The organism is Pseudomonas shirazensis (assembly GCF_050496565.1).
In the GTDB taxonomy this organism is placed as follows: Bacteria; Pseudomonadota; Gammaproteobacteria; order Pseudomonadales; family Pseudomonadaceae; genus Aquipseudomonas; species Aquipseudomonas shirazensis_A.
Genome location: NZ_JBNWAE010000001.1, coordinates 61,468 through 87,851 on the forward strand (window position 1 = coordinate 61,468; position 26,384 = coordinate 87,851).

The window sequence follows — 26,384 nt, forward strand, 5'->3', positions numbered from 1 at the left end:
GAGCCGCGCTCTGTGAACCGGCCCACGCCAGTTAAATCCGATAACTTCTTCCTGATGCTGTTCCATGCTCTGCGCCAACGCCGCGTACCCTTGGCATTGCGTATCGCCAGCACCAATATTTTTCTGGTGGCCATGGCGCTGGTGATCTATGCCTGCGTGATGGGCCTGCAGTTCAAGCAGGCCATGCATGAGCAGGCGGACGCCCTGGGGCAGAGCCTGACCATCCAGACGGCCACCTCGGCCACCGAGCTGCTGGTGTCCAACGACATCCTCAGCCTCAACGTGCTGCTGGGCAATCTGGTGAAGAACCCGCTGGTGGCCCACGCGGCCATCTATAGCGTCGACAACCGCATCCTCGCCGAGGCCGGTCAGCGCCCGAAAAACACCCTGCTGGGTGAAGCCGAAGGCCTGTACCAGACCAAGATCACCTTCCAGGACGTGACCGCCGGGCAACTGCGCATCAGCCTGGACATGAGCGAGTTCCAGCAGCCGATGCTGATCAGCTTGCAGAGCATGGGTATTCTGGCGGGGATCCTGCTGGTATTGGCCCTGACCCTGAGCCTGCGCCTGGGCCGCTACATCTCCACGCCGCTGCTGCAGCTGCGGGTCTGGCTGCGTGATCCGCACCCGTATACCCCGGCCATCGATCGTCAGGACGAGATCGGTGACCTCGCCCGCCAGTTGCACGCCCGCCTCGCGCCACCGCCGCCACCTGAACCGGAGGAAGAGGAAGAACACGACGACGAGCATGACTTCGCCGACCTCGATCACGCCCCGGTAACCACCAGCGTCGCCGCCCGCAGCCGGGCGATCGCTCAGCAGGATGAGGAAGACGATGAGGCGTTTGCCGGCCTGATCGACGTCGAGCAGAGCAGCGCCAAGCCGGTTGCCGCCGCGCCCGTCTCGACCGAACCGCAGTACAGCGCCGTGTTGGCCGTGCAGTTGGGCTCGCAGGAGCAACTGCGTCGGCTGCCGCGCACGCGCCTGACCGAGCTGCTCGAGCGCTATCGCGACTGCCTCGAGCAGGCTGCTTCGCTGTATGAAGGTGAAACCTTCACCCTGACCGACGGCAGCACCTTGCTGCTGTTCCACAGCCGCGAGAGTGGTGAGGATTACCTGACCAATGCCATTTGCTGCGGCGAGCTGCTGCGCGCCCTGGGCCATGCCCTGCAGATCGAAGTCGCCGACAGCGGCATCACCTTGCAGCTGCAGCTCGGGCTGACCGTGGGTGATGATCTGCAAGGGCTGGAGCAGGTTGACCTGCTGATGACCGAGAAGGCCCAGGATGCCCTGGCCTTGTCGCAGCACAGCCGCAACCTGCTGTTGGTCGAGCGCAAGATCACCGACGATGCCCTGGTGCGCCAACGCGCCCGCATCCGCCCGATTGCCAGCCCTGAGGGTGCGTGCTGTGTGGAGCGATTGATGGAGCCGTACCCCTCGATGCTGGAGCGGCAACTGGCGCGTATGCACGAGCGGCGGGTCTGAAGATCCGCTGAGGGTGCTCTCGTGCGGTCCCTGTAGGAGCGGCCTTGTGTCGCGAAAGGCCAGCGAAGCTGGCCCGGCGATGTCAGCGGCGAAGCTGGAACCGTGGGGCCGCTCCGCGACCCTTTCGCGACACAAGGCCGCTCCTACAGGGGCCCGCGCAAGACCATCGCAAACAAAAAGGCCGCCCCCACAGGGGCCCGCGCAAGACCATCGCAAACAAAAAGACCGCCCCCACAGATCTCTGCAGGGGCGGCCTTTGCAAGTACCTCAAATCAAACTCAGAACCTGAACACTTCCATATCGGTACGCACCGGCGAAGCAATCGGGATCTTCGACTTCTCTGGGGTCTTCTTGACCTGCACCGGCGCCGCCGGCTTCTTGCGGGTTTCTTCAGCCAGGGCCGGCTGATTGGCCAGCGGCTTGACCGCGCTGCTCAACTGCTCGGCCAGCTTCTGCAGCAACTGCCCTTGCGCCTGCACCTGGGAAGACTCGCTGCCCTCATGCGCTTGTTCAAGGTGCACGATGCGGTTGTCACGCACGTTGCCGCGGCGATCCAGCAGGCGCCACTGTGCATCCAGAATGGCCGGCTGATCCTTGCCCGAATCCAGGCGAGTGATCGACAGCAGCACCTGCACGTCCGGCGCAAAACCACTGCTCGCCGGCGCCAGCACCACCCGCTGGCTGTCGAGGCGCCAGGCCAGCTGGCGCACCAGCAGCTGGTCAATATCCGAAGACAGGCTGCCCGCCCAACGACCGTCCGTCGCTGAAGTCAGGCTGCCGTCTGCCTGGCGCTGCAAAAAGGTCTCGCGCTGCAGGTAGTCAGCCACCGAAACCGGGCCCAGCACCACAGCCATACCGGCACTCTGCGAAGGCTGGCCAGGTTCACCACTGTCCAGCTGATACAGGGCTACCGGCTGGTGCACACTGCACCCGCCCAGGCCCAGCAGGCCGGTCATCAACAGCGCAAATGGAAAGCGCGGAAATTTCATCATCCCATCCAGGCGGCAGCCATTCGGCACACCGCAGTGATACACATGTAGAGTCTTTGGGGCGCTCGGCCACGCCGGCGCCGCGAGCGCCTATCATCCGCGAAAAGGTCGTCCGACTCCAGTAGTTCCGCCGCGAACAACGCCGAAAGTGCCGGTTCAGACGACTCGCCTGGTTAGCCCGAAGCTTCCACCAGCAGCCCATCGACGCGCTGGAAGCCGCGGGGCAGCTTGCTGCCGCGCCGACCGCGTTCGCCCTTGTAGTGCTCCAGATCATCTGGCTTGAGCGACAGGGTACGCTTGCCAGCCTGCAACACAAGGGTCGAACCCTCGCTGATGACGGCCAGGTCGGTGACATACTCCTCGCGACTGGCTACCCGGTCGCCCGGCACGCCAATGATCTTGTTGCCCTTGCCCTTGCCCAACTGCGGCAGGTCGGCGACCTTGAACACCAGCAAGCGGCCCTCTGTGGTCACCGCTGCCAGCCAGTCCTGCTCGCGGTTGCTCACCGGCCGCGGCGGGATCACCTTGGCGCCGTTGGGCAGGCTGAGCAAACCCTTGCCGGCCTTGTTCTTGGCCTGCAGGTCTTCGCCCTTGACCACGAATCCATAGCCCGCGTCGGAGGCCACCACATACAGGGCGTCGTCCTCTGGCAGCAGCACGCACTCGAAGGTCGCGCCCGGCGGCGGTGTCAGCCGCCCGGTCAGCGGCTCGCCCTGGCCACGGGCCGAGGGCAACGTGTGCGCGGCCACCGAATAACTGCGCCCGGTGGAGTCGATAAGCACGGCAAACTGGTTGGAACGGCCCGCCGCAGCGGCCTTGAAGCCGTCACCGGCCTTGTAGGAAAGCCCGGTGGCATCGATGTCATGGCCCTTGGCGCAACGCACCCAGCCTTTTTCAGAAAGCACTACGGTGACCGGCTCGGTCGGCATCAGCTCGTTTTCCGAGAGTGCCTTGGCTTCGCTGCGCTCGACAATCGGCGAACGGCGGTCGTCGCCATACTTCTCGGCATCCTTGATCAGCTCGCTGCGCACCAGCTTTTTCAGCTTGGCGTCGCTACCCAGCAGGGCTTGCAGCTTGGCCTGCTCTTTGAGCAGCTCGTCCTGCTCGCCGCGGATTTTCATTTCTTCCAGGCGAGCCAGCTGGCGCAGGCGGGTTTCGAGGATGTATTCGGCCTGGATCTCGGTCAGCTCGAAGCGGGCAATCAGCGCCTGCTTGGGGTGCTCTTCGGTACGGATGATGTGGATAACTTCATCCAGGTTGAGAAACGCCGTGAGCAAGCCATCCAACAGGTGCAGGCGCCGCTCGACCTTGTCCAGGCGGTGCTGCAGGCGCCGGCGCACGGTGCCGACGCGGAACTGCAACCATTCCTGCAGCAACAACCGCAGGTTTTTCAGTTGCGGCCGGCCGTCGAGGCCGATGATGTTGACGTTGACCCGGTAGCTGCTTTCCAGATCAGTGGTGGCGAACAGGTGCTGCATCAGCTCGTCGGCATCGACCCGGTTAGAGCGAGGGATGATCACGATCCGGCATGGGTTCTCATGGTCGGACTCATCGCGCAGGTCGGCCACCATCGGCAGCTTCTTGGCCTGCATCTGTGCGGCGATCTGCTCGAGCACCTTGGCCCCGGAAACCTGGTGCGGCAACGCGGTGACAACAATGTCGCCATCCTCGACGCGGTACACCGCACGCATGCGGATCGAGCCTTTGCCGCTCTCGTACATCTTCAAGATGTCGGCACGCGGGGTGATGATCTCGGCTTCGGTCGGATAGTCCGGGCCTTGAATGTGCTCGCACAGCTGCTCGATGGTCGCTTTCGGCTCGTCGAGCAGGCGCACGCAGGCGCTGGCGACTTCGCGCAGGTTGTGCGGCGGCACATCGGTGGCCATGCCCACGGCGATACCAGTGGTGCCGTTGAGAAGGATATTCGGCAGACGCGCCGGCAGAACCGACGGCTCCTGCAGGGTGCCGTCGAAGTTGGGCACCCAGTCGACCGTGCCCTGGCCGACTTCGTCGAGCAGCACTTCGGAATAGCGCGACAGGCGCGCCTCGGTATAACGCATGGCCGCGAACGACTTCGGATCGTCCGGCGCACCCCAGTTGCCCTGGCCGTCGACCAGGGTGTAACGGTAGCTGAACGGCTGCGCCATCAGCACCATGGCCTCATAGCAGGCCGAGTCGCCGTGGGGGTGGAACTTGCCGAGCACGTCGCCGACGGTACGCGCCGACTTCTTGTGCTTGGAATCGGCGTCCAGGCCCAACTCGCTCATGGCATAGACAATGCGCCGCTGCACGGGCTTGAGGCCGTCGCCGATATGCGGCAAGGCACGGTCCATGATCACGTACATGGAGTAGTTGAGGTAGGCCTGTTCGGTGAAGTCAGCCAGGGAACGGCGCTCGACGCCGTCGAGACTGAGTTCCAGTGAGTCGCTCATGCGGGCCTCGTCATTTCAGGTTCTGGCGCAACAGCATGCTGCCGCCGCGCTGGGTAAATTCAAGTTGTTTGAGGGCGCTCATACCGAGCAGCACGGTTGTGCCGTCAAGGCCGGGCACCACCAGGGCGCGGACGCCCTGCAGGCGGATATCACCCAGTTGCAGGCTGTCCAGCCGGGTCCGGTAGCCTTCGGTACGGCCATTGGCAGTACTCACCAGCACCGCCGCGCCGCGCTGCAGCTCAAGGCGCTTGGCCAGCGACTCGGGGATGGCGACATCGGTCGCGCCGGTGTCGAGCATGAAGTGCACGGTCTGGCCGTTGATCGCACCATCGGCGACGAAGTGGCCCTGACCATTGCTCAGCAAGCGAACTTCGATGAAACCATCACCATGGGCCGACTCGGGTTGCGCATTGGGGTTGCGCTGCTGATCCTCCCAGGCGCCAAAAAAGCGCGTGGCAAGAAACATCGCCGCCGCCCAGGCGAGAATCATCAACACCCTGCCCGCACGCTTGCCGGCCGGCTGGCTCATGGCTTGGCACTCCAGCCGCCTTGCGGCGCAGCAAAGCGCCAGACGATCGGCCGCACTTCGCCGTCGCCGCGGGCGCCGTTGTTGTTGTCCACGCCAATCCAGGCGCCCTGGTCATCGATGATCAAGGCTTCGGCAACGCCAAACAGCTGGTCATAGCGGCGCGCCTCGGTCAGCGCATCGGCAGCGAACGACCAACAGCGCTCGACGGCGCCGCTGTCCGCGTCGCGTCGGCAGACCCGGTAGGCGTTACGCTCCAGGGTAAACAGCTTGCCGGCATACAGTGCCAGGTCGGCAAAATCGCGCGATACCGGCCGTGGTTTGTCCACTTGCGGCGGCTGCATCTCGACCCCCGCCTCGCTGAACAGCACACAGCTACGCACGCAGGTCCACAGCGACTGCTGGCGTTGCAAGGCAACCAGGCCGCGCCGCTCACGTTCGGCGGCCAGCCACAGCCGATCACCCGCCGGGTTGATCGCCAGCCCCTCGAACAGGCCATTGAAGCGCAGCAGCATGCCGCTGGCGCGGGCCCGACCAACCATCAATGGGTCGATTTTCAACCAGTTCGGCTCGCCTTGCAGTGGCACCTGCAGCACTGCCGCATGGGATTCACTGACCAGATAGAAGTTGCCTGCCTGATCGCAGCTGATACCTTCAAAGTCCAGTTCACCACCGCGCACTACGGCTACCGCCCAACTGCGCACCTTCAAGCCCAGTGGCAAGCCACTGTCAGGCACCGGCGGCGCGCTGAAGGTCAACGCTTCGGCCTGCCAGGCGCCATCGCGCTGCTCGAAGCGGTAGATCCGGTCGTCATCACGGTCGGACACCCCCCACAACGCGCCACGGCACATTGCCAGGCCGGAGAGGTTGCCGCTGGGCATGCCGTCAATGGCGTGCTCGCTGCTCAGCTTCAGCTCCGGCCAGTCGCTCGCCAGACTCGGCAAAGCGACCAGGGCCAGTACTGCGGCAAGCAACCGAGCAATCAAACCATGACCTCAGCCAGGTTGCCTTTGGTTTCCAGCCAGCTCTTGCGATCACCGGCGCGTTTCTTCGCCAGCAGCTTGTCCATCAGCTCGCAGGTGGCCTCGACGTCATCCAGGGTCAACTGCACCAGGCGCCGGGTGTTCGGGTCCATGGTGGTTTCGCGCAACTGCGGCGGGTTCATTTCACCGAGGCCCTTGAAGCGGGTGACCTGCGGTTTGCCGCGTTTCTTCTCGGCGACCAAACGGTCAAGAATGCCGTCACGCTCCGCCTCGTCGAGGGCGTAGTAGATCTCCTTGCCCAGGTCGATACGGTACAGCGGCGGCATGGCGACGTAGACGTTGCCCGCCTCGACCAACGGCCGGAAGTGCTGGACGAACAAGGCGCAGAGCAAGGTGGCGATGTGCAGGCCGTCGGAGTCGGCGTCGGCGAGGATGCAGATCTTGCCGTAGCGCAGCTGCGACAGGTCGGTGGCACCCGGATCGACACCGATGGCCACGGCAATGTTGTGCACTTCCTGGCTGGCCAGCACTTCGCCGCCGTCGACTTCCCAGGTATTGAGGATCTTCCCGCGCAGCGGCAGGATGGCCTGGAATTCCTTGTCGCGCGCCTGCTTCGCCGAACCGCCGGCGGAGTCACCCTCGACCAGGAACAGCTCGGAGCGCATCGGGTCCTGGCCAGCGCAGTCGGCCAGCTTGCCGGGCAGTGCCGGGCCCTGGGTAATGCGCTTGCGCTCGACCTTCTTGCTCGCCTTGAGGCGGCGACCGGCGTTGCTGATGGCCAGCTCCGCCAACTGCATGCCCAATTCAGGGTGCGCGTTGAGCCACAGGCTGAAGGCATCCTTGACCACGCCGGAGACGAACGCCGCCGCCTCGCGCGAGGACAAGCGCTCTTTGGTCTGGCCGGAGAACTGCGGCTCCTGCATCTTCATCGACAGGACGAAGCTGATCCGCTCCCAGATGTCTTCCGGGGCCAGCTTGACCCCGCGCGGCAGCAGGTTGCGGAACTCGCAGAACTCGCGCATGGCATCCAGCAGGCCTTGGCGCAGGCCGTTGACGTGGGTACCGCCTTGCGCAGTCGGGATCAGGTTGACGTAGCTTTCCTGCACGCTGTCGCCACCCTCGGGCAACCACAGCAAGGCCCAGTCGACCGCTTCCTTGTTACCGGCCAGGCTGCCGCAGAACGGCTCGTCGGGCAGGCGCAGGAAGTCGCTGACCGAATCGACCAGGTACGAGCGCAGGCCGTCTTCATAGTGCCACTCGACTTTCTCGCCGCTGGCCTTGTCCTCGAAGCTGATCGACAAGCCCGGGCACAGCACAGCCTTGGCCTTGAGCACATGCTTGAGACGGCTGATGGAAAACTTCGGCGAGTCGAAGTACTTCGGATCAGGGCTGAAATAGACGCTGGTACCGGTGTTGCGCTTGCCGACCGTACCGACCACTTCCAGCTCGGTGGCCTTGTAGCCATCGGCGAAGGTCATCTGGTATTCGTAGCCGTCACGCTTGACCCGCACCCGAACCTGGGTCGACAAGGCGTTGACCACCGAGATACCAACGCCGTGCAGACCACCGGAGAACTGGTAGTTCTTGTTCGAGAACTTGCCGCCGGCGTGCAGCTTGGTGAGGATCAGTTCGACACCCGAGACGCCCTCTTCAGGGTGGATGTCGACCGGCATGCCGCGGCCATCATCGCTGACTTCCAGCGAGTGGTCGGCATGCAGGATGACCTGCACCGAGCGGGCGTGACCGGCCAGGGCTTCGTCGACACTGTTGTCGATGACTTCCTGGGCCAGGTGGTTGGGCCGGCTGGTGTCGGTGTACATACCGGGCCGTTTACGCACCGGATCGAGGCCGGAGAGGACTTCGATGGCGTCGGCGTTATAGGCGCTAGCGCTGGGGTTGGCCATGGGTTCTCGTCGTCAGTCTGGTGAATGCGAAAAAATCAAAATACAGAAAAATCGAGCGCCGCGTAGTGCTCGCGGGCAATGCCGGCAAAGGTCAGCAATGCCGGCAGGCGCTTGCTGAAGCCCTGGAAACTATGGTCGCCACCGGCTTCGATACGCAGCGCGCAGGCCTGGTAGTAGGCAGCGGCGTGGCGATAGTCGAGGGTTTCATCGGCGGTCTGCAACCACACCTGGTAACGCGCGGCGTCGGTTGGCGGCGCCACTTCGAGCTCGGCCAGGGCCTGCACGTGGTCCAGGGTCAGCTCCCAGGGCTCATCGGTATACAGGTTGCGCTGGGTGCCCAGGTAGCCGTCGAACAAGCGGTGCGGCGCTACTGCCGGGTTGATCAGCAGGGCCTTGAGGCCATGCCGCTCGGCCAGATGGGTCGCATAGTAGCCGCCCAGCGAACTGCCTACCAGCAAGGGCGCGCCCAGCTCGGCGATGGCGGCTTCAAGCTGGCCAATCGCCTCACGTGGATGATGGTGCAGCGCGGGGATGCGCAATTGGCCAGCCAGGCCCAGTTGCTGCATCACAGCCTCAAGCTGGCGCGCCTTGGTCGACAGCGGCGAGCTGTTGAAGCCGTGGATATAAAGGATGGAACCCGACATGCTGCCCCCGGTGTCTGCTGCGGCGCGCCCGCCAGTTGGGGCGCAGGGACGCGCAGTGTAGCGTGTTCGCCAAGCATTGGCGCTGCTTCGGGATTTTCGAAATACATTGTTCAAGCTGGCTTAAGGCCGTGCGCTCAATAGCCGGGGCTGTTGAAGTCCAGCTGCACCACGTAATCCAGCGCCCGCTCCACGCCTGTTTCAAGCTGACCGTCGGCATGCAGGCGCAGCCAGCGGTAGCCAGGCAACTCTTCACTGACCTTGAAGTCGACGCTACCCGGCGCGAACTGGATGCAGGTCGACGGTGTGGCCATGTAGCGCACGCCGTCGCGCGTCTGCTCGAAGGCCTGGTGCACATGCCCCCAGAGCACTGCACGCACCTGGGGGTGAGCCTGCACCCGTTGCAGCAACTCATCGCTGTTGCGCAGGCCGATCGGCGCCATCCAGGCACAGCCGATGTCCACCGGCTGATGGTGACAGCAGACCAGGCAATGGCGATCGGGTGCGCTGTCCAAAGCGTCATCGAGCACAGCAAGCTGCGCCGGCGCGAGCAAACCATGGGTCGCCCCCACCACTGCCGAGTCGAGCATGATGATGCGCCAGTTGCCCACATCGGTTACCGACTGCAACAAATCCGTCCCCTGCGCCACCTCGGCCATCACTCGCGCCTGATCATGGTTGCCCGGTAGCCAGCGGGCTGGCGCGCGCAGCGTCGCCGTCATCTCGGCGAAGGCGTAATAGGCCGTCGCGCTGGCATCCTGCGACAGGTCGCCGGTGCACAGCAGCAGGTCGATTGCAGCCTGTTCGCGGCGCACCTGGTCGATCACATGCTGCAGGCTGCCTCGGGTATTCAGGCCCAGCAGGGTGCCTGCCGGATCAGCAAACAGATGGGCGTCAGTCAGTTGCACGACGTTGATCGGTGCGTGGGGATGGTTGGGCTGCGGCAACGGCCGTCTCCTCGAGCGAGTTCTGCGCGATTATGGCTGCTGACAGCTTTCGCGCAAGCCGGCGAAGCCGACTCGCATCACATTTTCAGCGTACTGCCGCCAGTTCATGGCCGCAGGCCAGGCAGTGGCTCAGCCATTCGCCGAGAAACAGGTTGAGCTGGGCCTTCTCGTCGGGCTGGTGCATGGCTTCGTTGGGGTAAGGGTAAATGCTGCGAAAGCGCCGTGCATGCTCGGCGCTGACCACTTCGGCCATGCGCGCATCGTGGTACACCTGCACTTCCAGCTGCGGCACCGGCAGCCAGGGCAGGCTGTGCTCCTGACGCACGCGCAGGGTGGTGGTATAGGGGCAGGTCAGCAGCACGTCCAGCACCAGCACGCCAAGCATCTGGTCGCCCTGGGTCATACCGATGCGCCGCGAGCTCTGGGTGGTACGCATGTCCGGCAGCAGGCGCATCAAGCGAGCGTAGTTGGCCTCGCAGGCACTTTGCAGCCCGACCAGATCGACCCGATAACGCTCGCGCAGCAGGTTCACTTCCACATCCCCCGTACTTCGTCGCGGTTCAGCGCCAGCCATTGCAGGCCGATAATGCTGGCCGCGTTGCAGATGCGCCCGTCACGTACCGCTTGCAGGGCGTCCTCGAACGACCAGACGCGCACGCGGATATCCTCGCCCTCTTCTTCCAACCCGTGCAAGCCGCCGGCACCTTCGCTGACGCAGCGGCCGAGAAACAGATGCACGAACTCGTCGCTGCCGCCCGGCGATGGGAAGTAGCGGGTCATCGGCCACAGGGCCGAGAAGGTCAGGCCGGCTTCTTCTTCGGCTTCGCGGTGAGCGACCTCTTCAGGTTGTTCATCCTTGTCGATCAGGCCAGCGACCATTTCAATCAGCCAGGGATTGGCCGCCTTACCCATGGCGCCAGCGCGGAACTGCTCGATCAGCACCACCTCGTCGCGCAGCGGATCGTACGGCAGCACGCACACTGCATCGTGGCGCACGAACAGCTCGCGGCTGATCTCGCGGCTCATGCCGCCGGCGAACAGCTCGTGGCGCAGGTGCAGCTTGTCGAGCTTGTAGAAGCCCTGAAAGCAGTTCTCGCGCTTGATGATCTCAACCGTCTTGGGCACCGAATTGGACGTGTCTGTCATGGAAATCCTCATTACCTCAACTACCGCATCGCGCCATCCTACTCTGCGTTTGACCGGGTTTCACCCCTTTCCGTTGACCGTTCAGGCTGCTGGAAGCGGGTGCGTCATGTCTGTTAGCTTAGTGGCGAACCGACGGCTTTGCCGACGGTCCAAGGCCGACTATCCAAGTTCTGCAAGGATCATCATGACGCTAGTCAAACTGACTTCCGTGGCTGTGCTGGCGGTGGCACTGAGCGCCTGCCAGAGCCTGTTCGCGCCCAATTACCGGGCCCCGCTCGAGGTCAAGCGCGATGCCTGGGAGCACGTCAAGCCAGGCTGCAGCGCCAGCGACTGCCCGCTGGTGAACATCGATACCGTGCACTTCCCGGCGCTGCCCAAGCTCGACGCCATCGTCGAGAGCCGCCTGCTGCAGCTGACCACCGACAACGCCCGCAGCAGCGCGCCGACCTCGCTCAAGGCCTACGAGGATCAGTACCTGGCCAGCGCCGACAAGCGCAACAGCAGCTACCTGCAAGCCAAGGTACGTGAACAGCATGACGGCTTGGTGATCATCGAGCTGTCCAGCTATCTCGACAGCGGTGGCGCCCATGGCATGCCCGGCCGCGCCTTCATCAACTATTCGCGCAAGCAGGACAAGGTCCTGACCCTGCAGGACATGCTGGTGCCAGGCCAGGAAGACACCTTCTGGAAAACCGTCGAAGAGTCGCACCGCGCCTGGATGATCAGCACCGGCATGGACAAGGACGCCGAATTCGTCAAGACCTGGCCGTTCAAGAAGTCCCCGCACATCGCCCTGACCTACGGTGCGGTCGTGGTGAAGTACGAGGTGTATGCCATCGCGCCCTACTCCATGGGGCACGTCGAGCTGAAAATCCCCTACCCCCGCCTCAACGGCGTGATCAAGCCTGAGCTGTTTCCCGGCCGCGGCTGACACTCAATAGCCCGAACAGCAGCCCTGCCAGCACCAGCGCCGGCAGGGTTGCGCCGAATTCCGGGGCCAGATTGGCAATGCCATGATAGGCCGCGACGCCCACCGCCCAGGCCAGCAGCGCCTGCCAGTGCAAGCCCTCGACCCGGGTCGGCAGCTGGCGCCGGCGGATCACGAAGTGGTCCATCAGCACCACGCCGAACAGCGGCGCGAATACCGAACCGATCAACAGCAGGAAGTTCTCGTACTGGGCCAGCGGCGCCAGGCAGGCGATCAGCGTGCACAGCAGGCCGATCGCCAGGGCCAGGTGTTCGACCTTGATCGGCAGCAGCAAGCCGGTAGAGACCGCACCGGAATGGATATCGGCAAAGGCGTTCTCGGTCTCATCCAGCAGAATCAGCAGCAACGGGATGCCCAGGCCAGCGCCAGCCAGTGCCAGCAGCAAGGCATTGGCCTCACCGCTTGGCGCGAAGGCCAGGGTGTAGGCGACACCAAGACTCATCAGCCAGGCATTGCCGAGCAGATAGCCAAGCACGGTGCCACTGAACACGCGACCGGCATGCTGGGCGAAGCGCGAATAGTCGGCGATCAGCGGCAACCACGACAGCGGCATGGCGATGACGATGTCAAAACCCACCGCCAGCGACATCGAGCCATCGCCAGCACGCTGCCAGATAGCGCCCAGATCGGCCTTGGCAAACAGGTTCCAGGTCAGCCACAGGCAGGCGCCGATCAATAGCCAGATGCCCCACTTGCGCAGGATCTTGCGCACGAAGGTCAGCGGCCCGCAGATCGCCAGCAGGGTTGCCAACGCGCCGAAGCACAGCGTCCACAACAGCGGGCTGGTCCAGGCACTGTCGGCCCCGAACGCCCGCGCGCCGAGCAGGCTGGCGGCGTCGCGCATGACGATGATTTCGAACGAGCCCCAGCCAATCAGCTGGAGCAAGTTGAGCACCGCCGGCAGGCGCACGCCGTGCCGGCCGAGGCTCAAGCGCAAGGTGCCCATGGCCGACAGGCCGGTGTCACTGCCGATCACCCCGGCGGCGGCCAGCAGCAGCACGCCGACGGCAGTGCCGAGGACGATTGCCAGCATCGCCCCGGCCAGGCCCAGGCCTGGGGCGAGCATGGCGCCGACCTGCAGCACCATCAGGCCAGTGCCGAGGGAGAACCACAGGACAAACAGGTCCCGCCCGCCAAACAGGCGCTGGCTGGCGGGGATCGGCTGATCGGGGGAAAAGTTGCTGGAGCTGGACATGGTTGGCGCTCGGCGAAAAATTATTGTTGGAAAAGAAAGCTGGGGGCCGCTCTGCGGCCCTTCGCGGGTGAACCCGCTCCCACAGGTACCGCGCTGGAGTCAGCATTTGCGCGATCCTGTGGGAGCGGGTTCACCCGCGAAGGGCTGCAAAGCAGCCCCAGTTGCATCACACCTTCTGGTAAAGCTGGCTACCGGTCTGACGGAAGCGCTCGGACTGCTCGCGCATGCCCTCTTCGACCGACATATCCACAGCCTCGATACGCTGATTGGCAGCGTACTCGCGCACTTCCTGGGTGATCTTCATCGAGCAGAACTTCGGGCCGCACATCGAGCAGAAGTGAGCGACCTTGGCCGACTCCTTGGGCAGGGTCTCGTCGTGGTAGGCACGGGCGGTGTCCGGGTCCAGGCCAAGGTTGAACTGGTCCTGCCAGCGGAACTCGAAGCGCGCCTTGGACAGCGCGTTGTCGCGGATCTGCGCGCCGGGGTGGCCCTTGGCAAGGTCGGCGGCGTGGGCGGCGATCTTGTAGGTGATGATGCCGGTCTTGACGTCATCCTTGTTCGGCAGGCCGAGGTGTTCCTTGGGCGTGACATAGCAGAGCATGGCGCAGCCAAACCAGCCGATCATCGCCGCACCAATGCCCGAGGTGATATGGTCGTAACCCGGCGCGATGTCGGTGGTCAGCGGGCCGAGGGTGTAGAACGGAGCCTCGTCACAGCACTCCAGCTGCTTGTCCATGTTCTCCTTGATCAACTGCATCGGCACGTGGCCGGGGCCTTCGATCATGCACTGCACGTCGTGCTTCCAGGCGATCTTGGTCAGCTCGCCGAGGGTCTCCAGCTCACCGAACTGGGCGGCGTCGTTGGCATCGGCAATCGAGCCCGGACGCAGGCCGTCGCCGAGCGAGAAGCTGACGTCGTAGGCCTTCATGATTTCGCAGATTTCATCGAAATGGGTGTAGAGGAAGTTCTCCTGGTGATGCGCCAGGCACCATTTGGCCATGATCGAACCACCACGGCTGACAATGCCGGTGACGCGCTTGGCGGTCAGCGGCACGTAGCGCAGGAGCACGCCGGCATGGATGGTGAAGTAGTCAACGCCCTGCTCGGCCTGTTCGATCAAGGTGTCGCGGAACAGCTCCCAGGTCAGGTCTTCGGCAACGCCGCCGACCTTTTCCAGCGCCTGGTAAATCGGCACGGTGCCGATCGGCACCGGCGAGTTGCGGATGATCCACTCGCGGGTTTCATGGATGTGCTTGCCGGTCGAGAGGTCCATGACCGTGTCCGAACCCCAGCGGATGCCCCAGGTCAGCTTGGCCACTTCTTCTTCGATGGACGAACCCAACGCGCTGTTGCCGATGTTGCCGTTGATCTTCACCAGGAAGTTACGGCCGATGATCATCGGTTCGAGTTCGGTGTGGTTGATGTTGGCCGGGATGATCGCACGGCCACGGGCGATCTCGTCGCGGACGAACTCGGCGGTGATTTCCTTGGGCACACTGGCGCCGAAGCTGTGGCCGGCGTGCTGCTGCTCGAGCAGGCCGGCAGCGCGGGCCTCTTGCAGCTTCATGTTTTCGCGGATGGCGACGTATTCCATCTCGGCGGTAATGATGCCCTGCCGCGCGTAGTGCATCTGCGTGACGTTGGCGCCGGCCTTGGCCCGGCGCGGGTTGCGCACATGGGCAAAGCGCAGCTTGGTCAGCTCGGCATCGCTCAGGCGTTGCTGGCCGAAGTTCGAGCTCAGGCCCTCGAGGCGTTCGGTGTCGCCCCGCGCGTCGATCCAGGCCGAGCGCACATCGCCCAGGCCTTTGCGCACATCGATGCTGACAGCAGGGTCGGTGTAGGGGCCGGAGGTGTCGTACACCAGCACCGGCGCGTTGGCTTCGCCGCCAAAGTCGGTGGGGGTGTCATCCAGGCTGATTTCACGCATGGGCACACGGATATCCGGGCGCGAACCCTGGACATACACTTTGCGCGAACGGGTGAAGGGTTGCACAGACTGCTGATCGACTTGCGCCGATTCGCTGAGGTTGATCGCTTTTTCTTGTTTGCTCATCACAGGCTCCAGACAGCTTCCTAGCGGCGGAATGTCGGGGAGAACCTGAATGACGCGGACACACCCTTGATGGGTGCAGTGCCGGATACTTGGGGTGCGAATGCGCGGCTGCGCTGCTCGACAAATCCCGGACCTGACACAAGAGACTCGCCGGGAAAGCGAGAAATCTTGTTCCCTACGCAGGCGCTAACCTGATCAGGTTCAACGGGATCCGGAAACTTCCGATCTCAGCCTTTGCATCAAGGCACCCCGACAAGAACATGCGCAGTCTAGACTGGAGTTGCGCGCAAAGCCAAGGGTGCTTGCAGCGCGGCGATCAAAGGCGCCAATCAGCGATTGTTGCCGGCCGTGCGCAGCCTTACACTGGCGCACTGCTCAATACTCAACAGTTCAGTAATTAAAACTCGTACAAGGATTGCCCTATGCTGCGCAAACTTTCACTGGCGATTGCCGTGTCTTGTGCGTCCAACGGAGTGGTCTGGGCGGCTGATCTGCCCGCGCCGGTGAAGACCGACCTGATCAGCGTCTATCAGGAAGCGGCCAGCAACAACGCCGACCTTGCCGCTGCCCGCGCCGATTACGGCGCGCGCCGTGAGATCGTGCCGCAGGCCCGCGCCGGGCTGCTGCCGAACCTGTCGGCGGGTGCCGAAATGATGAACACCCGCACCAAGCTCGACGAACCGGCGATCACCTCCAATCGCAGCGGTAATTCGTGGAGCGCGACCCTGTCGCAGCCGATCTTCCGCGCCGATCGCTGGTTCCAGTTGCAAGCCGCCGAAGCGGTCAACGAGCAGGCGGCGCTGGAGCTGTCGGCCAACGAGCAGAACCTGATTCTGCAGACCGCCGAGAACTATTTCTCGGTACTGCGCGCGCAAGACAACCTGGCCTCGACCAAAGCCGAGGAAGCCGCCTTCAAGCGCCAGTTGGATCAGTCCAACGAGCGCTTTGACGTCGGCCTGTCGGACAAGACCGACGTGCTCCAGTCGCAGGCCAGCTACGACACGGCGCGGGCCAACCGGATCATCGCCGAACGCCAGGTCGCAGATGCCTTCGAGGCATTGGTAACGCTGACCAACCGCGACTATGGCTCGCTGCAGGGCGTGGTCCACAGCCTGCCGATCCAGGTGCCGATGCCAAACGATGCCAAGGCCTGGGTCGAGACTGCCGCACGGCAGAACCTCAACCTGCAGGCAACCAACTACGCCGTCGATGCCGCTGAAGAAACCTTGCGCCAGCGCAAGGCCGGCCATGCCCCGACGGTCGACGCGGTGGCGCGTTACCAGAAGGGTGACAACGATGCCCTGGGCTTCTCCAACCCGGCGCCGCAGCCCGGCGTGCGTTACGGCGGCGACGTCGAACAGACCAGCATCGGCCTGCAGTTGAACATCCCGCTGTACAGCGGCGGCCTGACCAGCTCGCAGGTGCGCGAGGCCTATCAGCGCTTGAGCCAGAGCGAGCAGCAGCGCGAAAGCCTGCGCCGCCAGGTGGTGGAAAACACCCGCAACCTGCACCGCGCGGTGAATACCGACGTCGAACAGGTGCAGGCGCGCAAGCAGTCGATCATCTCCAACCAAAGTGCGCTGGAGGCGACCGAAATCGGTTATCAGGTCGGCACCCGCAATATCGTCGATGTGCTCGATGCGCAACGCCAGCTGTACACCTCGGTGCGTGACTACAACAACAGCCGCTACGACTACATTCTGGATAACCTGCGCCTGAAGCAGGCGGCCGGCACCTTGAGCCCGCAGGACCTGTCCGACCTGGGCCGTTATCTGAAAGCCGATTACAACCCGGACAAGGACTTCCTGCCGCCGGATCTGGCAGCAGCAGCGGCGAAGAACTTCGAACGCCGGCCCTGAGCTGTGACTGCGGCGCCAGGCTTGCCCGGCGCCGCTATCTATCGCTAGCCCAGCAGCCGCGCCAGGCCATCCAGCAAGCGCTGCAAGGCGCCCTGGTTGGCCTGCATCACCGCCCTGCCCGCTTCGCCCATGCGCCTGGCGTCCTGCGGCAACTCGACCAGCCGCTGCACGGCGGCGGCCAATGCCTGGCTGTCGTCAACTGACTGCAACGCGCCGGCATCTTTCAGCATTGCGCTGATATCGAGGAAGTTGAACACATGTGGGCCGCTGATCACCGGCAATGCCAGCGCAGCCGGCTCCAACGGATTGTGGCCGCCAGTTGGCACCAGGCTGCCGCCGACGAAGGCGATATCGGCCAGCGCATAGAGGAACAGCAACTCACCCATGGTATCGCCGAGCAGCACCTGGGTTCTCTCGGTGACCAGCTCGGCGCTCGAGCGGCGCACGGTAGCGAACTGTTCAGTACACAACGCATGCACGGCGTTGAACCGCTCAGGGTGACGCGGCACCAGAATCAGCAGCGCATCGGCGTGCACCTGCAGCAGGCGGCGGTGCGCCTCCAGCACCTGCGCATCCTCGCCTTCATGGGTGCTGGCTGCGATCCAGACCGGGCGTTGGCTGGCCTGCCATTGCTCGCGCAACTGGCGGGCACGGGGCAACAGTTGTTCGTCGAGCTTGAGGTCGAACTTGATCGAGCCGGTCACCTGCACGCATTCAGGCCGCGCACCGAGGCTGCGAAAGCGCTCGGCTTCGGTTTCGGTCTGCGCCGCGATCAGGCTCATCTCGGCGAGCATTGGCCGGGTCAGTTTGGCAAAGCGGCCATAGCCGCGCGCCGACCGCGCCGACAAGCGCGCATTGGCCAGCGCCACCGGGATGCCGCGCCTGGCGCACTGGTGGATATGGTTGGGCCACAGCTCGGTTTCCATGATCACGCCCAGCCGCGGCCGTACATGGTCGAGAAAGCGCGACGCTGCCCAGGGCAGGTCGTACGGCAGATAGCAATGCTGAATGCGCGGTTCATCGGCAAACAGCGCGCGAATCCGCTCCGAACCGGTCGGGGTCATGCAGGTCACGGTGATCGGCAGCTCAGGGTAGGCCTTGAGCAATGCGCGCACCATCGGCGCCGCCGCGATGCTCTCGCCGACCGACACCGCATGCACCCAGATGCCGCCCTGGCGCATCGGCGGCAGCTTGATGGCAAAGCGCTCGGCGACGCGTTGGCCGTAGGCCGGCGCCTTGCGCGCACGCAGGTACAGGCGCAGCGCTACCAGCGGCAGGCCCAAGTGAAACAGCAGGGTATATAGGGTTCTGTTCATGGCGGCGAAGTTTACTAGGAACTGCCTGAAAAGGCCTGTCCATGTCCGCCCAAGCCATAAAAGCGGCGGACACAGCGTGAAAGCTGACAAGTGGATCGCCTAGAATGGCCGCCAAACAATCGAGGACTGCAGCGTGAACGCATATGTTTATCTGGCCATCGCCATTTGCGCCGAGGTCGTCGCCACCGCTTCGATGAAGGCGGTCAAAGGCCTCAGTACGCCGCTGCCGCTGTTGCTGATGATCGCCGGCTACACCGTGGCGTTCTGGATGCTGACCCTGGTGGTACGCAGCATTCCGGTAGGTATCGCCTACGCCATCTGGTCGGGGCTGGGCATCGTCCTGATCAGCATCGCCGCGTGGCTCATCTATGGGCAGAAACTGGACCTGCCGGCCGTGCTCGGCATGGCCATGATCGTCGGCGGCGTGGTGGTGATTCAGGTGTTTTCCAACAGCAGCGGGCACTGACCGCGACGTTGTGCGGTCAACGGCAAAGACATCAGCCTGTATACTGCTGGCCTGTCCCTGTCTTTGAGGTGCCCGCATGCCATCTGCCATTTCCACTGACGTACTGATCGTCGGCGCCGGGGTCGCAGGCCTCTGGCTCAATGCCCGGCTGCAGCGCCTGGGCTATTCGACGGTGCTGGTGGAACGCGCAAGCCTGGGCGGCGAGCAGACCATCAAGTCGCAGGGGATCATCCACGGCGGTATCAAGTACGCACTGCACGGCAGCCTGACCGGCGCCTCCGAAGCGATCGCCGACATGCCACGGCGCTGGCGCGAGGCGCTGGCCGGCAGCGGCGAGCTGAACCTGGACCAGGTGCGTTTGTTGTCCGATGCGCATTACCTGTGGTCGCCGGGCGGCCTGCTGGGCAATGTCACCAGCTTTTTTGCCAGCAAGGCCATGCGCGGCCGGGTCGATCAGGTCAAGGGCGATCAGTTGCCGCCTGCCCTGCAAGACCGCGCCTTCAAAGGCAAGGTGTATCGCCTCGCCGAGCTGGTCATCGACGTGCCCAGCCTGCTCGCCAACCTCGCTGCGCTGGCCGGTGACAGCCTGCTCGCCGGCGAGCAGATCGAGCCGTTGCGCGAAGGAGACGAACTGGTCGGCCTGCGTGTCGACGGCCGCGAGATTCGCGCCCAGCGCATCGTGTTGAGCGCCGGTGGTGGCACTGCCGAGCTGCTTCAGGCCCTTGGCCTGGACCAGCCGGCCATGCAGCGCCGACCGTTGCACATGGTTCTGGCCAAAGGCCCTAACCTCAAGCCTTTGTACGCGCACTGCCTCGGCGGTGGGCCCAAGCCGCGCATCACCGTCACCACTCACCCCGGCGCGGATGGCCAGTGGGTGTGGTACCTGGGTGGTGATTTGGCCGAAGCCGATGGCGTTGCCCGCGAGCCGGCGGCGCAGATCGCGGCCGCGCAGAAAGAAGTCGCCAGCCTGTTGCCATGGGTCGATCAAAGCCAGCTGCGCTGGGCCACCCTGCGGGTTGATCGGGCCGAGCCAGCGCAGTCTGGCCAGGTGCGGCCGGACAATGCCTTCCTCGCCGAAGCGCAGCGCCTGCTGGTCGGTTGGCCGACCAAGCTGGCGCTGGCGCCGGACTTCGCCGACCACGTGCTGGCCAAGCTCGAACGCGATGGTATTCGCCCGCAAGCCAAGCCTGATTTGACCAACCTGCCCCGGCCTGCGCTCGGCGTACCGGCTTGGGAGCAACTGCTGCCATGAGCCTGCCTGATCTGCATGACCTGCATCGGCCGCTGGGCAGCACCGGCCTGATGGTATCGCCGCTGGGCTTGGGCACGGTCAAGCTGGGCCGTGATCAGGGCGTCAAATACCCCACCGGCTTCACCATCCCCGGCGACGACGAGGCACGCCTGCTGCTGGCCCAGGCGCGTGAACTGGGGATCAACCTGATCGATACCGCGCCCGCCTACGGTCGCAGTGAAGAGCGACTTGGGCCGCTGCTGCGCGGTCAGCGTGATGAATGGGTGATCGTCAGCAAGGTCGGTGAAGAGTTCGACGATGGCCAGTCGCACTTCGACTTCTCTGCCGCGCACACCCGGCGCTCGGTCGAACGCAGCCTCAAGCGACTTGAAACGGATCGAATCGAGCTGGTGCTGGTCCATTCAGATGGTAATGACCTGGCAATCCTTGAGCAGGAAGAGGTGTACCAGACCCTCGCCGCGCTCAAGCAGGAAGGCAAGATTCTCGGTTTTGGCTTGTCTGGCAAGACCGCGGCAGGTGGGCTCAAGGCGTTGCAGCAGGGTGACTGTGCGATGGTTACCTACAACCTCAACGAGCAAGCCGAACGCCCGGTACTGGACTACGCCGCCGAGCATGGCAAGGCCATTCTGGTGAAGAAGGCCCTGGCCAGCGGGCATGTCTGCCTGGCGCCCGGGGTGGATGCGGTACAGGCCAGCTTCGAGCTGCTGTTCGCCCACCCAGGCGTGAGCAGTGCTATCGTCGGCACCATCAACCCGCTGCATCTGGCCCATAACGTGGCCACCGTTGCCCGTATCTTGAGGCAGCAATAAGGCCGCTGGCACGACTACCAAGCGCAAGGAGGAGCCTCGTGGCACGCACGCTGATCCGCAAGAACCCGAGCAACTTCAAAACGCTGCCGCTGCATGTCGAAGCCACTGCCGAAGGCCTGAGCTATCAGACCATCGGCATGCCGCTGAACTTCGCCCAGACCCTGCAACGGCGCAAGGCAGTGCAGGTGGCCGACAGCGAGCGCTTCGTGGTCGAGCTGGCCAACCTGGGGGTTTCGGTGCGACTGACGCTGCAGTGGCAGAATCGCGAATACTGGGTGCTGGTGCGCCAGCGCCGGCAAGACCGTGGCGATGTAGTGCTGAAGCTGATTTCCGGCTATGTGCCAGCGCAGGAGTTGAACCTGCCGCTGCATACGGCGATTCAGGAGGTGGCTGAAGAATGCCTGCTGGAAACGCCAGAGGGCTGGCTGGGTGGGCGCTTCAACGACACCTGGTTGCCCGCGCCCTATGCCGCTGCGCTGCATTATCGGGAGGCGTTGCCGTTTGTGCTGACCTCACAGGCGACGCCGGCGCGGCCGGTGCAGTCGGGCAATCTGGTGTTGATCGAGCAGCCGCGGGCTTATGTGCATTTACCTACGGCGTCGTTGCAGCTGATCTATGACTTGCGCTTGCAGGTACCGCGGGAGGCCAAGTCGCTGAGTCTGTTTCATGTGGATGAGCGGCTGGAAGGCGATCAACTGGTGGCGCGGCTCAATCGCAAGCGGCCTGATCTGTACCTGATGCCGTTGGTGGATGGCCGGCCAACGGCTGAGCTGTTCACGCTGAAGAAAGATACCCTGATCCCGGCCAGTACCCGCGGTATCTGGCTGGCCGAGAGCTTTGCCCGGCAGGAAGGCTGGGTGGTGCGTGATGAGCGGGTGCGCTGGAAGGATTGGCTGCGCCAGCAGGGGCTGGTGGAACCTAGGCCGGCCTCGCGGTTGCAGCGATTGACGGGCAAGGCGCGGGATTTACTGGCGAGGGCTCGCACGTCGCTGCATAAATAATTACGCGGACTGCTTTTTGTAGGAGCGGCCTTGTGTCGCGAAAGGGGTGCGAAGCGCCCCCCAAATTTCAGCTCCGCCGCCGACATTGCTGGGCCCGCTCTGCGGGCCTTTCGCGACACAAGGCCGCTCCTACAGGAAATCGCGTCATTCCGCGAATTAAAAGGGCCGCTGAGCGGCCCTTTTTCAGTTCTTGCGGATCTTTTCCACTATTGCAGTGGTTGAGCTGTTTTCCACAAGGCCAAGCACTTTAACCGTCCCGCCGTAGCTGGTAACGATGTCGGCGCCGACCACTTGATCGATGCCGTAGTCGCCACCTTTGACCAGCACATCAGGCTTGACCTGGCTGAGCAGGTTTTCTGGAGTGCCTTCCGGGAAGCTGATGACCCAATCAACTGCACCCAAGCCTGCGAGTACTGCCATGCGCCGGTCGACACTGTTGATCGGGCGGCCAGGCCCCTTCAGGCGGCTGACCGAGGCGTCGTCGTTGACGGCGACGATCAGGCGATCGCCTTGGGCGCGGGCTTGCTCCAGGTAGGTCACGTGGCCTGCATGGAGGATGTCGAAACAGCCGTTGGTGAACACGATCGACTCGTTGTGCGCGCGCGCATCGTCGATCGCCAGCAACAACTGTTCGATGGTCAACACGCCGCGCTCCGAGCCCTCTTCGCGCTGGATCGCGCGGCGCAGCTCAGGGGCGCTGATAGCGGCAGTACCGAGCTTGCCGACCACGATGCCAGCGGCAAGGTTGGCCAGGGCCACGGCATGGGGCAGGTCTTCGCCCGCAGCGATAGCGGCGGCCAGGGTCGAAATGACCGTGTCGCCGGCACCGGTGACGTCGAACACCTCACGGGCCCGGGCCGGCAGGTGCAGCGCCGGGTGGTCGGCGCGCAGCAGGGTCATGCCGTGTTCGCCACGGGTCACCAGCAATGCACCCAGGTCCAGCTCCTGCATCAATTGCAGGCCTTTGCCGACCAGGTCGGCTTCATCGACACAGCGGCCGACAATGGCTTCGAACTCGCTCAGGTTGGGCGTGATCAGGCTCGCGCCGCGGTAGATCGAAAAGTCCTTGCCCTTGGGGTCGGCCAATACCGGAATACCGCGGGCACGCGCCGCCTGGACCAGGCTCTGGTGGTTTTTCAGGGCGCCCTTGCCGTAGTCGGACAGGACCAACACCTTGACCCCATCCAGCAGCTTTTCAACCTCGACACCCAATGACAGCGGGTCGGTGGCGAACGGTTCTTCGAAGTCGATGCGCAGCAGTTGCTGATGACGGCTCATGACCCGCAGCTTGACGATGGTCGGCTGGTGGGCAATGCGCTGGAACATCGAGCGTACGCCCGCAGCCTGCAAGCTGTTGCTCAGGCTCTCGGCCGCTTCGTCCTGGCCGGTCACACCGACCAGCGAGGCCGGGGCGCCCAGGGCGGCAATGTTCAAGGCCACGTTGGCCGCGCCGCCGGGACGGTCTTCGATCTGTTCGACCTTGACCACAGGCACCGGCGCCTCAGGGGAAATACGTGAAGTACCACCATGCCAGTAGCGGTCGAGCATGACATCGCCGACCACCAACACCGGGGCTTGATCGAAACTCGGCATGGACAACTTCATGGGCAACCCATATGGAAAAATTAACAGGGGCAGGATATTAGCACAGGCCAGACGATGGCTTTAGCGCCAAGCCGGCCCGGACAATTCCAGTGACAATCGGGGCCGGAGCGGCCCCGCAACAGCCGACTCAGGTGATGTCGACTTTCTCAGGCTGATCAAGGCCCATCGCGTGCAGGCGGGCATAATGGCCATTGGCCTGGAGCAGTTCGGCGTGAGTACCGCGCTCGACCAGACGCCCTTGGTCCATGACCAGGATCATGTCGGCCTTTTCGATGGTCGACAAGCGGTGGGCGATGACCAGCGTGGTGCGACCTTGCATCACATGATCCAGCGCGGCCTGGATATGCCGCTCCGATTCGGTATCGAGCGCCGAAGTGGCCTCGTCGAGAATCAGCAGCGGGGCGTTTTTCAGCAAGGCGCGGGCAATTGCCAGGCGCTGGCGCTGGCCGCCGGACAACAGCACACCGTTCTCGCCGACTTCGGTGTCGAAGCCCTTGGGCAACTGATCGACGAATTCCTTGGCGTAGGCGTCGGCGGCAGCGGCCTCGATGGCCTCGCGCGGAGCACCTGCCAGATCGCCGTAGGCAATGTTGTTGGCGACGGTATCGTTGAACAGGGTGACGTGCTGGGTGACCTGCGAGACATGCCGGCGCAGGTTGCGCAGCTTGTACTCTTCGATCTCCACGCCATCGAGCAGAATCTGCCCTTCATTGTGGTGATAGAAGCGCGGGATCAGTGCTGCGAGGGTCGACTTGCCACTGCCGGAGCGACCGACCAGCGCGATCATCTGCCCAGGCTCGGCGGTGAAGCTGATGTCGTTCAGCACCTGGCGGTCGGTACCGGGGTAGGTGAAGCTGAGGTTGCGCACCACCAGACGACCCTCGACGCGGTCCTTTTCAACCGTGCCGGCGTCCACTTCAGCAGGCTCGTCGAGCTGCTCGAAGATACTCTCGGCGCCGGCCAGGCCTTTCTGGATGGTCGAGCTGACTTCGGAAAGCTGACGAATCGGCTTGGGCAACAGGCCAGCAGCAGTAATGTAGGCCACCAGATCACCGGCCGAGGCGTCGCCGCGCAGGAACAACACGAGGAACATCAGCGACGCCATGGCGGTGTAGATCACCAATTGCAGCGCCGGCGTGTACAGCGCGCCGGTCTTGGTCATGCGCAGTTGTTTGTCGGTGTTGCTCTGGCTGGCCGCGCTGAAACGGCGCTGCTCGTAGGCTTCGCCGCCGAAGCTGCGCACCACACGGTAGCCTTGAATTGTCTCGGAGGCGACATGGGTCACATCGCCCATCGCGACCTGGATCTTCTTGCTCTGCTTGCGGAATTTCTTGCTGGCAGTGCTGACCATAACCGCGATGATCGGCAGGATCGCCAGCATCACCAAGGTCAGTTTCCAGTTCATCCACAGCAGGTAGGCGAACAGGAACACCACCGTCAGGCCTTCACGGATGACCACCTTGATGGCATCGGTGGCAGCGCCGGTGACCATGGTCACGTTGAAGGTGATGCGCGAGATCAGGTGGCCCGAGTTGTGGCTGTCGAAATAGCGGTTGGGCAGCACCAGCAACTTGTTGAACAGCTCGACGCGCAGGTCGTGGACCAGGCCCAGGGAGACCTTGGCCAGAAAGTAGTTACCCAGGAACGACCCGAGGCCCTGCCAGGCGGCGATCAGGATGATCAGCAGCGGCACGGCCTGCAGCAGTTTCAGGTCACGCAGGTACGGCACCGAGGGGAACAGCACGGCTTGAGAATCGCTCAGGCCGTCGACGAAATACTTGAGGATGCCGGCCAGCATGGGCTGGGTCGAAGCAAAGATCACGAAGCCGAGGATGCTGAGCATGAAGATGCCGAGATAAGGCTTCACATAGCTGAGCAGGCGGAAATAGATCTTCAGGCTCGAGGGCGCGGACGATTCGGGAACTGTCATGACAATCCGTCGGGTGAAAAAGAGTCGGGATTATACCACACGCGGTGTTGCCGACCGTCTGCTGCAGGTAAGATAGGCGGCTGCCCTGCCCTTGGCCACACTCTGGAGACTTGATGCAAGCGCTTGAACAGGCACGTTATCTCGCACTGCGCGAAGGCGCCACTGTGCTCGAAGCCGATGGCACCGGCGACAAGGTCCTGCGCCTGGCCGATGGCAGCATGCTCAAGCTGTTTCGTCGCAAGCGCCTGCTCAGCTCTGCCGCGTGGTATCCGTATGCTCAGCGCTTTGCCGACAACTGTCGGCACCTGCAGGAGCGGCAGATTCCGTGTCCAGTGGTGAAGGCGGTGTACCGTATCAGCGCGATCGAGCGCGATGCCGCGCACTATGCGCCGCTGCCTGGGCAGACCTTGCGTCAGGTGCTTGCGGAGCCTGCTGATCACGACCAATTGCGTGCGCAACTGGGCCGGTTCATTGCGATTCTGCACGAGCGTGGGGTGTACTTCCGCTCGGCGCACATGGGCAATGTGGTGCTCACGCCTGAGGGTGAACTGGGCTTGATCGACATCGCCGACCTGCGCATCTTCCGCCGGCCGCTGCGCAAGTCGCAGCGGCTGCGCAATTTCAAGCACATGCTGCGCTATCCGCAGGACCGCCAGTGGCTGCTCGACGCCGGCGACAGCAGCTTTGTCGACGGCTACCTGGCCGCCCAGCAGCTGTGTAGCCGCGAAGAGCTGACCAGGGTTCTGGCCTGAGACCGCGCAGGCCTTGAACTCACCGCGGCGTGTAGGAGCGGCCTTGTGTCGCGAAAGGGCCGCGTAGCGGCCCCGGCAATCTTGCGGTGGTACACAAATCGAGGG

The 26,384-nt window shown here is 63.8% G+C and carries 22 protein-coding genes and 1 riboswitch; of the genes, 8 read left to right on the top strand and 14 right to left on the bottom strand.

What is annotated here, in order from left to right:
• Nucleotides 1–12 precede the first annotated feature (12 nt).
• Nucleotides 13–1,485 carry a histidine kinase gene (locus ACQZ2L_RS00260; protein WP_430324256.1) on the top strand — a complete coding sequence of 491 codons (1,473 nt, stop codon included), beginning with the start codon at nucleotides 13–15 and terminating at the stop codon, nucleotides 1,483–1,485.
• Nucleotides 1,486–1,763: 278 nt separating this feature from the next.
• On the opposite strand, the gene ACQZ2L_RS00265 is transcribed toward ACQZ2L_RS00260, so the two are convergent.
• From ACQZ2L_RS00265 to ACQZ2L_RS00305, 9 genes are all read right to left on the bottom strand, one after another.
• Complete coding sequence (locus ACQZ2L_RS00265; protein ID WP_430324257.1) at nucleotides 1,764–2,474, bottom strand: PqiC family protein; 711 nt, start codon at nucleotides 2,472–2,474, stop codon at nucleotides 1,764–1,766.
• Between the two features lie 173 nt (nucleotides 2,475–2,647).
• Nucleotides 2,648–4,906, bottom strand: a complete 2,259-nt coding sequence (gene parC, locus ACQZ2L_RS00270; protein WP_430324258.1) for a DNA topoisomerase IV subunit A — start codon at nucleotides 4,904–4,906, stop codon at nucleotides 2,648–2,650.
• Between the two features lie 10 nt (nucleotides 4,907–4,916).
• Nucleotides 4,917–5,435, bottom strand: coding sequence for a retropepsin-like aspartic protease family protein (locus ACQZ2L_RS00275; RefSeq protein WP_430324259.1), 519 nt, complete (start codon nucleotides 5,433–5,435; stop codon nucleotides 4,917–4,919).
• Complete coding sequence (locus tag ACQZ2L_RS00280) at nucleotides 5,432–6,415, bottom strand: esterase-like activity of phytase family protein (protein WP_430324733.1); 984 nt, start codon at nucleotides 6,413–6,415, stop codon at nucleotides 5,432–5,434. The genes ACQZ2L_RS00275 and ACQZ2L_RS00280 overlap by 4 nt, the downstream gene beginning before the upstream one ends.
• Nucleotides 6,415–8,319, bottom strand: coding sequence for a DNA topoisomerase IV subunit B (parE, locus tag ACQZ2L_RS00285; RefSeq protein ID WP_430324260.1), 1,905 nt, complete (start codon nucleotides 8,317–8,319; stop codon nucleotides 6,415–6,417). Before parE ends, ACQZ2L_RS00280 begins: the two co-directional genes overlap by 1 nt.
• Nucleotides 8,320–8,354: 35 nt before the next feature.
• A complete protein-coding gene (locus ACQZ2L_RS00290; protein WP_430324261.1) occupies nucleotides 8,355–8,963 on the bottom strand; it encodes a YqiA/YcfP family alpha/beta fold hydrolase in 609 nt (202 codons plus the stop codon).
• 134 nt (nucleotides 8,964–9,097) lie between these two features.
• On the bottom strand, nucleotides 9,098–9,907 hold the full coding sequence (cpdA, locus tag ACQZ2L_RS00295; protein ID WP_430324262.1) for a 3',5'-cyclic-AMP phosphodiesterase: 810 nt from the start codon (nucleotides 9,905–9,907) through the stop codon (nucleotides 9,098–9,100).
• Between the two features lie 85 nt (nucleotides 9,908–9,992).
• Nucleotides 9,993–10,445, bottom strand: coding sequence for a DUF1249 domain-containing protein (locus ACQZ2L_RS00300; protein ID WP_101315865.1), 453 nt, complete (start codon nucleotides 10,443–10,445; stop codon nucleotides 9,993–9,995).
• The gene (locus ACQZ2L_RS00305; RefSeq protein WP_430324263.1) at nucleotides 10,436–11,053 is read right to left on the bottom strand and encodes an NUDIX domain-containing protein; all 618 of its coding nucleotides are present in this window, start codon (nucleotides 11,051–11,053) and stop codon (nucleotides 10,436–10,438) included. The genes ACQZ2L_RS00300 and ACQZ2L_RS00305 overlap by 10 nt, the downstream gene beginning before the upstream one ends.
• 184 nt (nucleotides 11,054–11,237) lie before the next feature.
• On the opposite strand from ACQZ2L_RS00305, the gene ACQZ2L_RS00310 reads away from it, so the two are divergent.
• Nucleotides 11,238–11,984 (top strand): RsiV family protein, encoded by a 747-nt coding sequence (locus ACQZ2L_RS00310; RefSeq protein WP_150571107.1) that lies wholly within the window; start codon nucleotides 11,238–11,240, stop codon nucleotides 11,982–11,984.
• Here ACQZ2L_RS00310 and cytX read toward each other — a convergent pair.
• Both cytX and thiC read right to left on the bottom strand, forming a co-directional pair.
• On the bottom strand, nucleotides 11,953–13,236 hold the full coding sequence (gene cytX, locus ACQZ2L_RS00315; protein WP_430324265.1) for a putative hydroxymethylpyrimidine transporter CytX: 1,284 nt from the start codon (nucleotides 13,234–13,236) through the stop codon (nucleotides 11,953–11,955). The genes ACQZ2L_RS00310 and cytX overlap by 32 nt on opposite strands.
• A 166-nt stretch (nucleotides 13,237–13,402) precedes the next feature.
• Complete coding sequence (thiC, locus tag ACQZ2L_RS00320; protein ID WP_101315857.1) at nucleotides 13,403–15,289, bottom strand: phosphomethylpyrimidine synthase ThiC; 1,887 nt, start codon at nucleotides 15,287–15,289, stop codon at nucleotides 13,403–13,405.
• Nucleotides 15,290–15,444: 155 nt separating this feature from the next.
• A riboswitch (TPP riboswitch) is annotated at nucleotides 15,445–15,551 on the bottom strand.
• 160 nt (nucleotides 15,552–15,711) lie between these two features.
• On the opposite strand from thiC, the gene ACQZ2L_RS00325 reads away from it, so the two are divergent.
• Nucleotides 15,712–17,148 (top strand): TolC family outer membrane protein, encoded by a 1,437-nt coding sequence (locus tag ACQZ2L_RS00325; protein WP_430324266.1) that lies wholly within the window; start codon nucleotides 15,712–15,714, stop codon nucleotides 17,146–17,148.
• Between the two features lie 44 nt (nucleotides 17,149–17,192).
• Here the strand turns inward: ACQZ2L_RS00325 and waaA are convergent, their stop codons facing one another.
• Nucleotides 17,193–18,464, bottom strand: coding sequence for a lipid IV(A) 3-deoxy-D-manno-octulosonic acid transferase (gene waaA / locus ACQZ2L_RS00330; protein ID WP_430324267.1), 1,272 nt, complete (start codon nucleotides 18,462–18,464; stop codon nucleotides 17,193–17,195).
• Between the two features lie 133 nt (nucleotides 18,465–18,597).
• On the opposite strand from waaA, the gene ACQZ2L_RS00335 reads away from it, so the two are divergent.
• The 4 genes from ACQZ2L_RS00335 (at nucleotide 18,598) to ACQZ2L_RS00350 (ending at nucleotide 21,992) form a co-directional block, all read left to right on the top strand.
• A complete protein-coding gene (locus ACQZ2L_RS00335; protein ID WP_103435831.1) occupies nucleotides 18,598–18,930 on the top strand; it encodes a DMT family transporter in 333 nt (110 codons plus the stop codon).
• Between the two features lie 76 nt (nucleotides 18,931–19,006).
• Nucleotides 19,007–20,182: an FAD-dependent oxidoreductase gene (locus ACQZ2L_RS00340; RefSeq protein ID WP_430324268.1), complete on the top strand. Its 1,176-nt coding sequence runs from the start codon at nucleotides 19,007–19,009 to the stop codon at nucleotides 20,180–20,182.
• Nucleotides 20,179–20,991 (top strand): aldo/keto reductase, encoded by an 813-nt coding sequence (locus ACQZ2L_RS00345; protein WP_430324269.1) that lies wholly within the window; start codon nucleotides 20,179–20,181, stop codon nucleotides 20,989–20,991. The genes ACQZ2L_RS00340 and ACQZ2L_RS00345 overlap by 4 nt, the downstream gene beginning before the upstream one ends.
• A gap of 38 nt (nucleotides 20,992–21,029) precedes the next feature.
• The gene (locus ACQZ2L_RS00350) at nucleotides 21,030–21,992 is read left to right on the top strand and encodes a metal ABC transporter ATPase (protein WP_430324270.1); all 963 of its coding nucleotides are present in this window, start codon (nucleotides 21,030–21,032) and stop codon (nucleotides 21,990–21,992) included.
• A 183-nt stretch (nucleotides 21,993–22,175) separates the two neighbouring features.
• On the opposite strand, the gene hldE is transcribed toward ACQZ2L_RS00350, so the two are convergent.
• Together hldE and msbA are read right to left on the bottom strand one after the other, a co-directional pair.
• On the bottom strand, nucleotides 22,176–23,597 hold the full coding sequence (gene hldE / locus ACQZ2L_RS00355) for a bifunctional D-glycero-beta-D-manno-heptose-7-phosphate kinase/D-glycero-beta-D-manno-heptose 1-phosphate adenylyltransferase HldE (protein WP_430324271.1): 1,422 nt from the start codon (nucleotides 23,595–23,597) through the stop codon (nucleotides 22,176–22,178).
• 127 nt (nucleotides 23,598–23,724) lie between these two features.
• Nucleotides 23,725–25,527 (bottom strand): lipid A export permease/ATP-binding protein MsbA, encoded by a 1,803-nt coding sequence (gene msbA / locus ACQZ2L_RS00360; protein ID WP_430324272.1) that lies wholly within the window; start codon nucleotides 25,525–25,527, stop codon nucleotides 23,725–23,727.
• 113 nt (nucleotides 25,528–25,640) lie between these two features.
• Here msbA and ACQZ2L_RS00365 point away from each other — a divergent pair, with 113 nt between their 5' ends.
• A complete protein-coding gene (locus ACQZ2L_RS00365) occupies nucleotides 25,641–26,279 on the top strand; it encodes a toluene tolerance protein (RefSeq protein ID WP_430324273.1) in 639 nt (212 codons plus the stop codon).
• Nucleotides 26,280–26,384: the final 105 nt, after the last annotated feature.

Coding starts and splice junctions, on each gene's coding strand:
- ACQZ2L_RS00265 (WP_430324257.1), bottom strand. CDS start 2,474: ATGAAATTTCCGCGCTTTCCATTTGCGCTGTTGATGACCGGCCTGCTG.
- ACQZ2L_RS00325 (WP_430324266.1), top strand. CDS start 15,712: ATGCTGCGCAAACTTTCACTGGCGATTGCCGTGTCTTGTGCGTCCAAC.
- msbA (WP_430324272.1), bottom strand. CDS start 25,527: ATGACAGTTCCCGAATCGTCCGCGCCCTCGAGCCTGAAGATCTATTTC.
- ACQZ2L_RS00290 (WP_430324261.1), bottom strand. CDS start 8,963: ATGTCGGGTTCCATCCTTTATATCCACGGCTTCAACAGCTCGCCGCTG.
- waaA (WP_430324267.1), bottom strand. CDS start 18,464: ATGAACAGAACCCTATATACCCTGCTGTTTCACTTGGGCCTGCCGCTG.
- cytX (WP_430324265.1), bottom strand. CDS start 13,236: ATGTCCAGCTCCAGCAACTTTTCCCCCGATCAGCCGATCCCCGCCAGC.
- ACQZ2L_RS00345 (WP_430324269.1), top strand. CDS start 20,179: ATGAGCCTGCCTGATCTGCATGACCTGCATCGGCCGCTGGGCAGCACC.
- parC (WP_430324258.1), bottom strand. CDS start 4,906: ATGAGCGACTCACTGGAACTCAGTCTCGACGGCGTCGAGCGCCGTTCC.
- ACQZ2L_RS00310 (WP_150571107.1), top strand. CDS start 11,238: ATGACGCTAGTCAAACTGACTTCCGTGGCTGTGCTGGCGGTGGCACTG.
- hldE (WP_430324271.1), bottom strand. CDS start 23,597: ATGAAGTTGTCCATGCCGAGTTTCGATCAAGCCCCGGTGTTGGTGGTC.
- thiC (WP_101315857.1), bottom strand. CDS start 15,289: ATGAGCAAACAAGAAAAAGCGATCAACCTCAGCGAATCGGCGCAAGTC.
- ACQZ2L_RS00275 (WP_430324259.1), bottom strand. CDS start 5,435: ATGAGCCAGCCGGCCGGCAAGCGTGCGGGCAGGGTGTTGATGATTCTC.
- parE (WP_430324260.1), bottom strand. CDS start 8,319: ATGGCCAACCCCAGCGCTAGCGCCTATAACGCCGACGCCATCGAAGTC.
- ACQZ2L_RS00340 (WP_430324268.1), top strand. CDS start 19,007: ATGCCATCTGCCATTTCCACTGACGTACTGATCGTCGGCGCCGGGGTC.
- ACQZ2L_RS00305 (WP_430324263.1), bottom strand. CDS start 11,053: ATGACAGACACGTCCAATTCGGTGCCCAAGACGGTTGAGATCATCAAG.
- ACQZ2L_RS00365 (WP_430324273.1), top strand. CDS start 25,641: ATGCAAGCGCTTGAACAGGCACGTTATCTCGCACTGCGCGAAGGCGCC.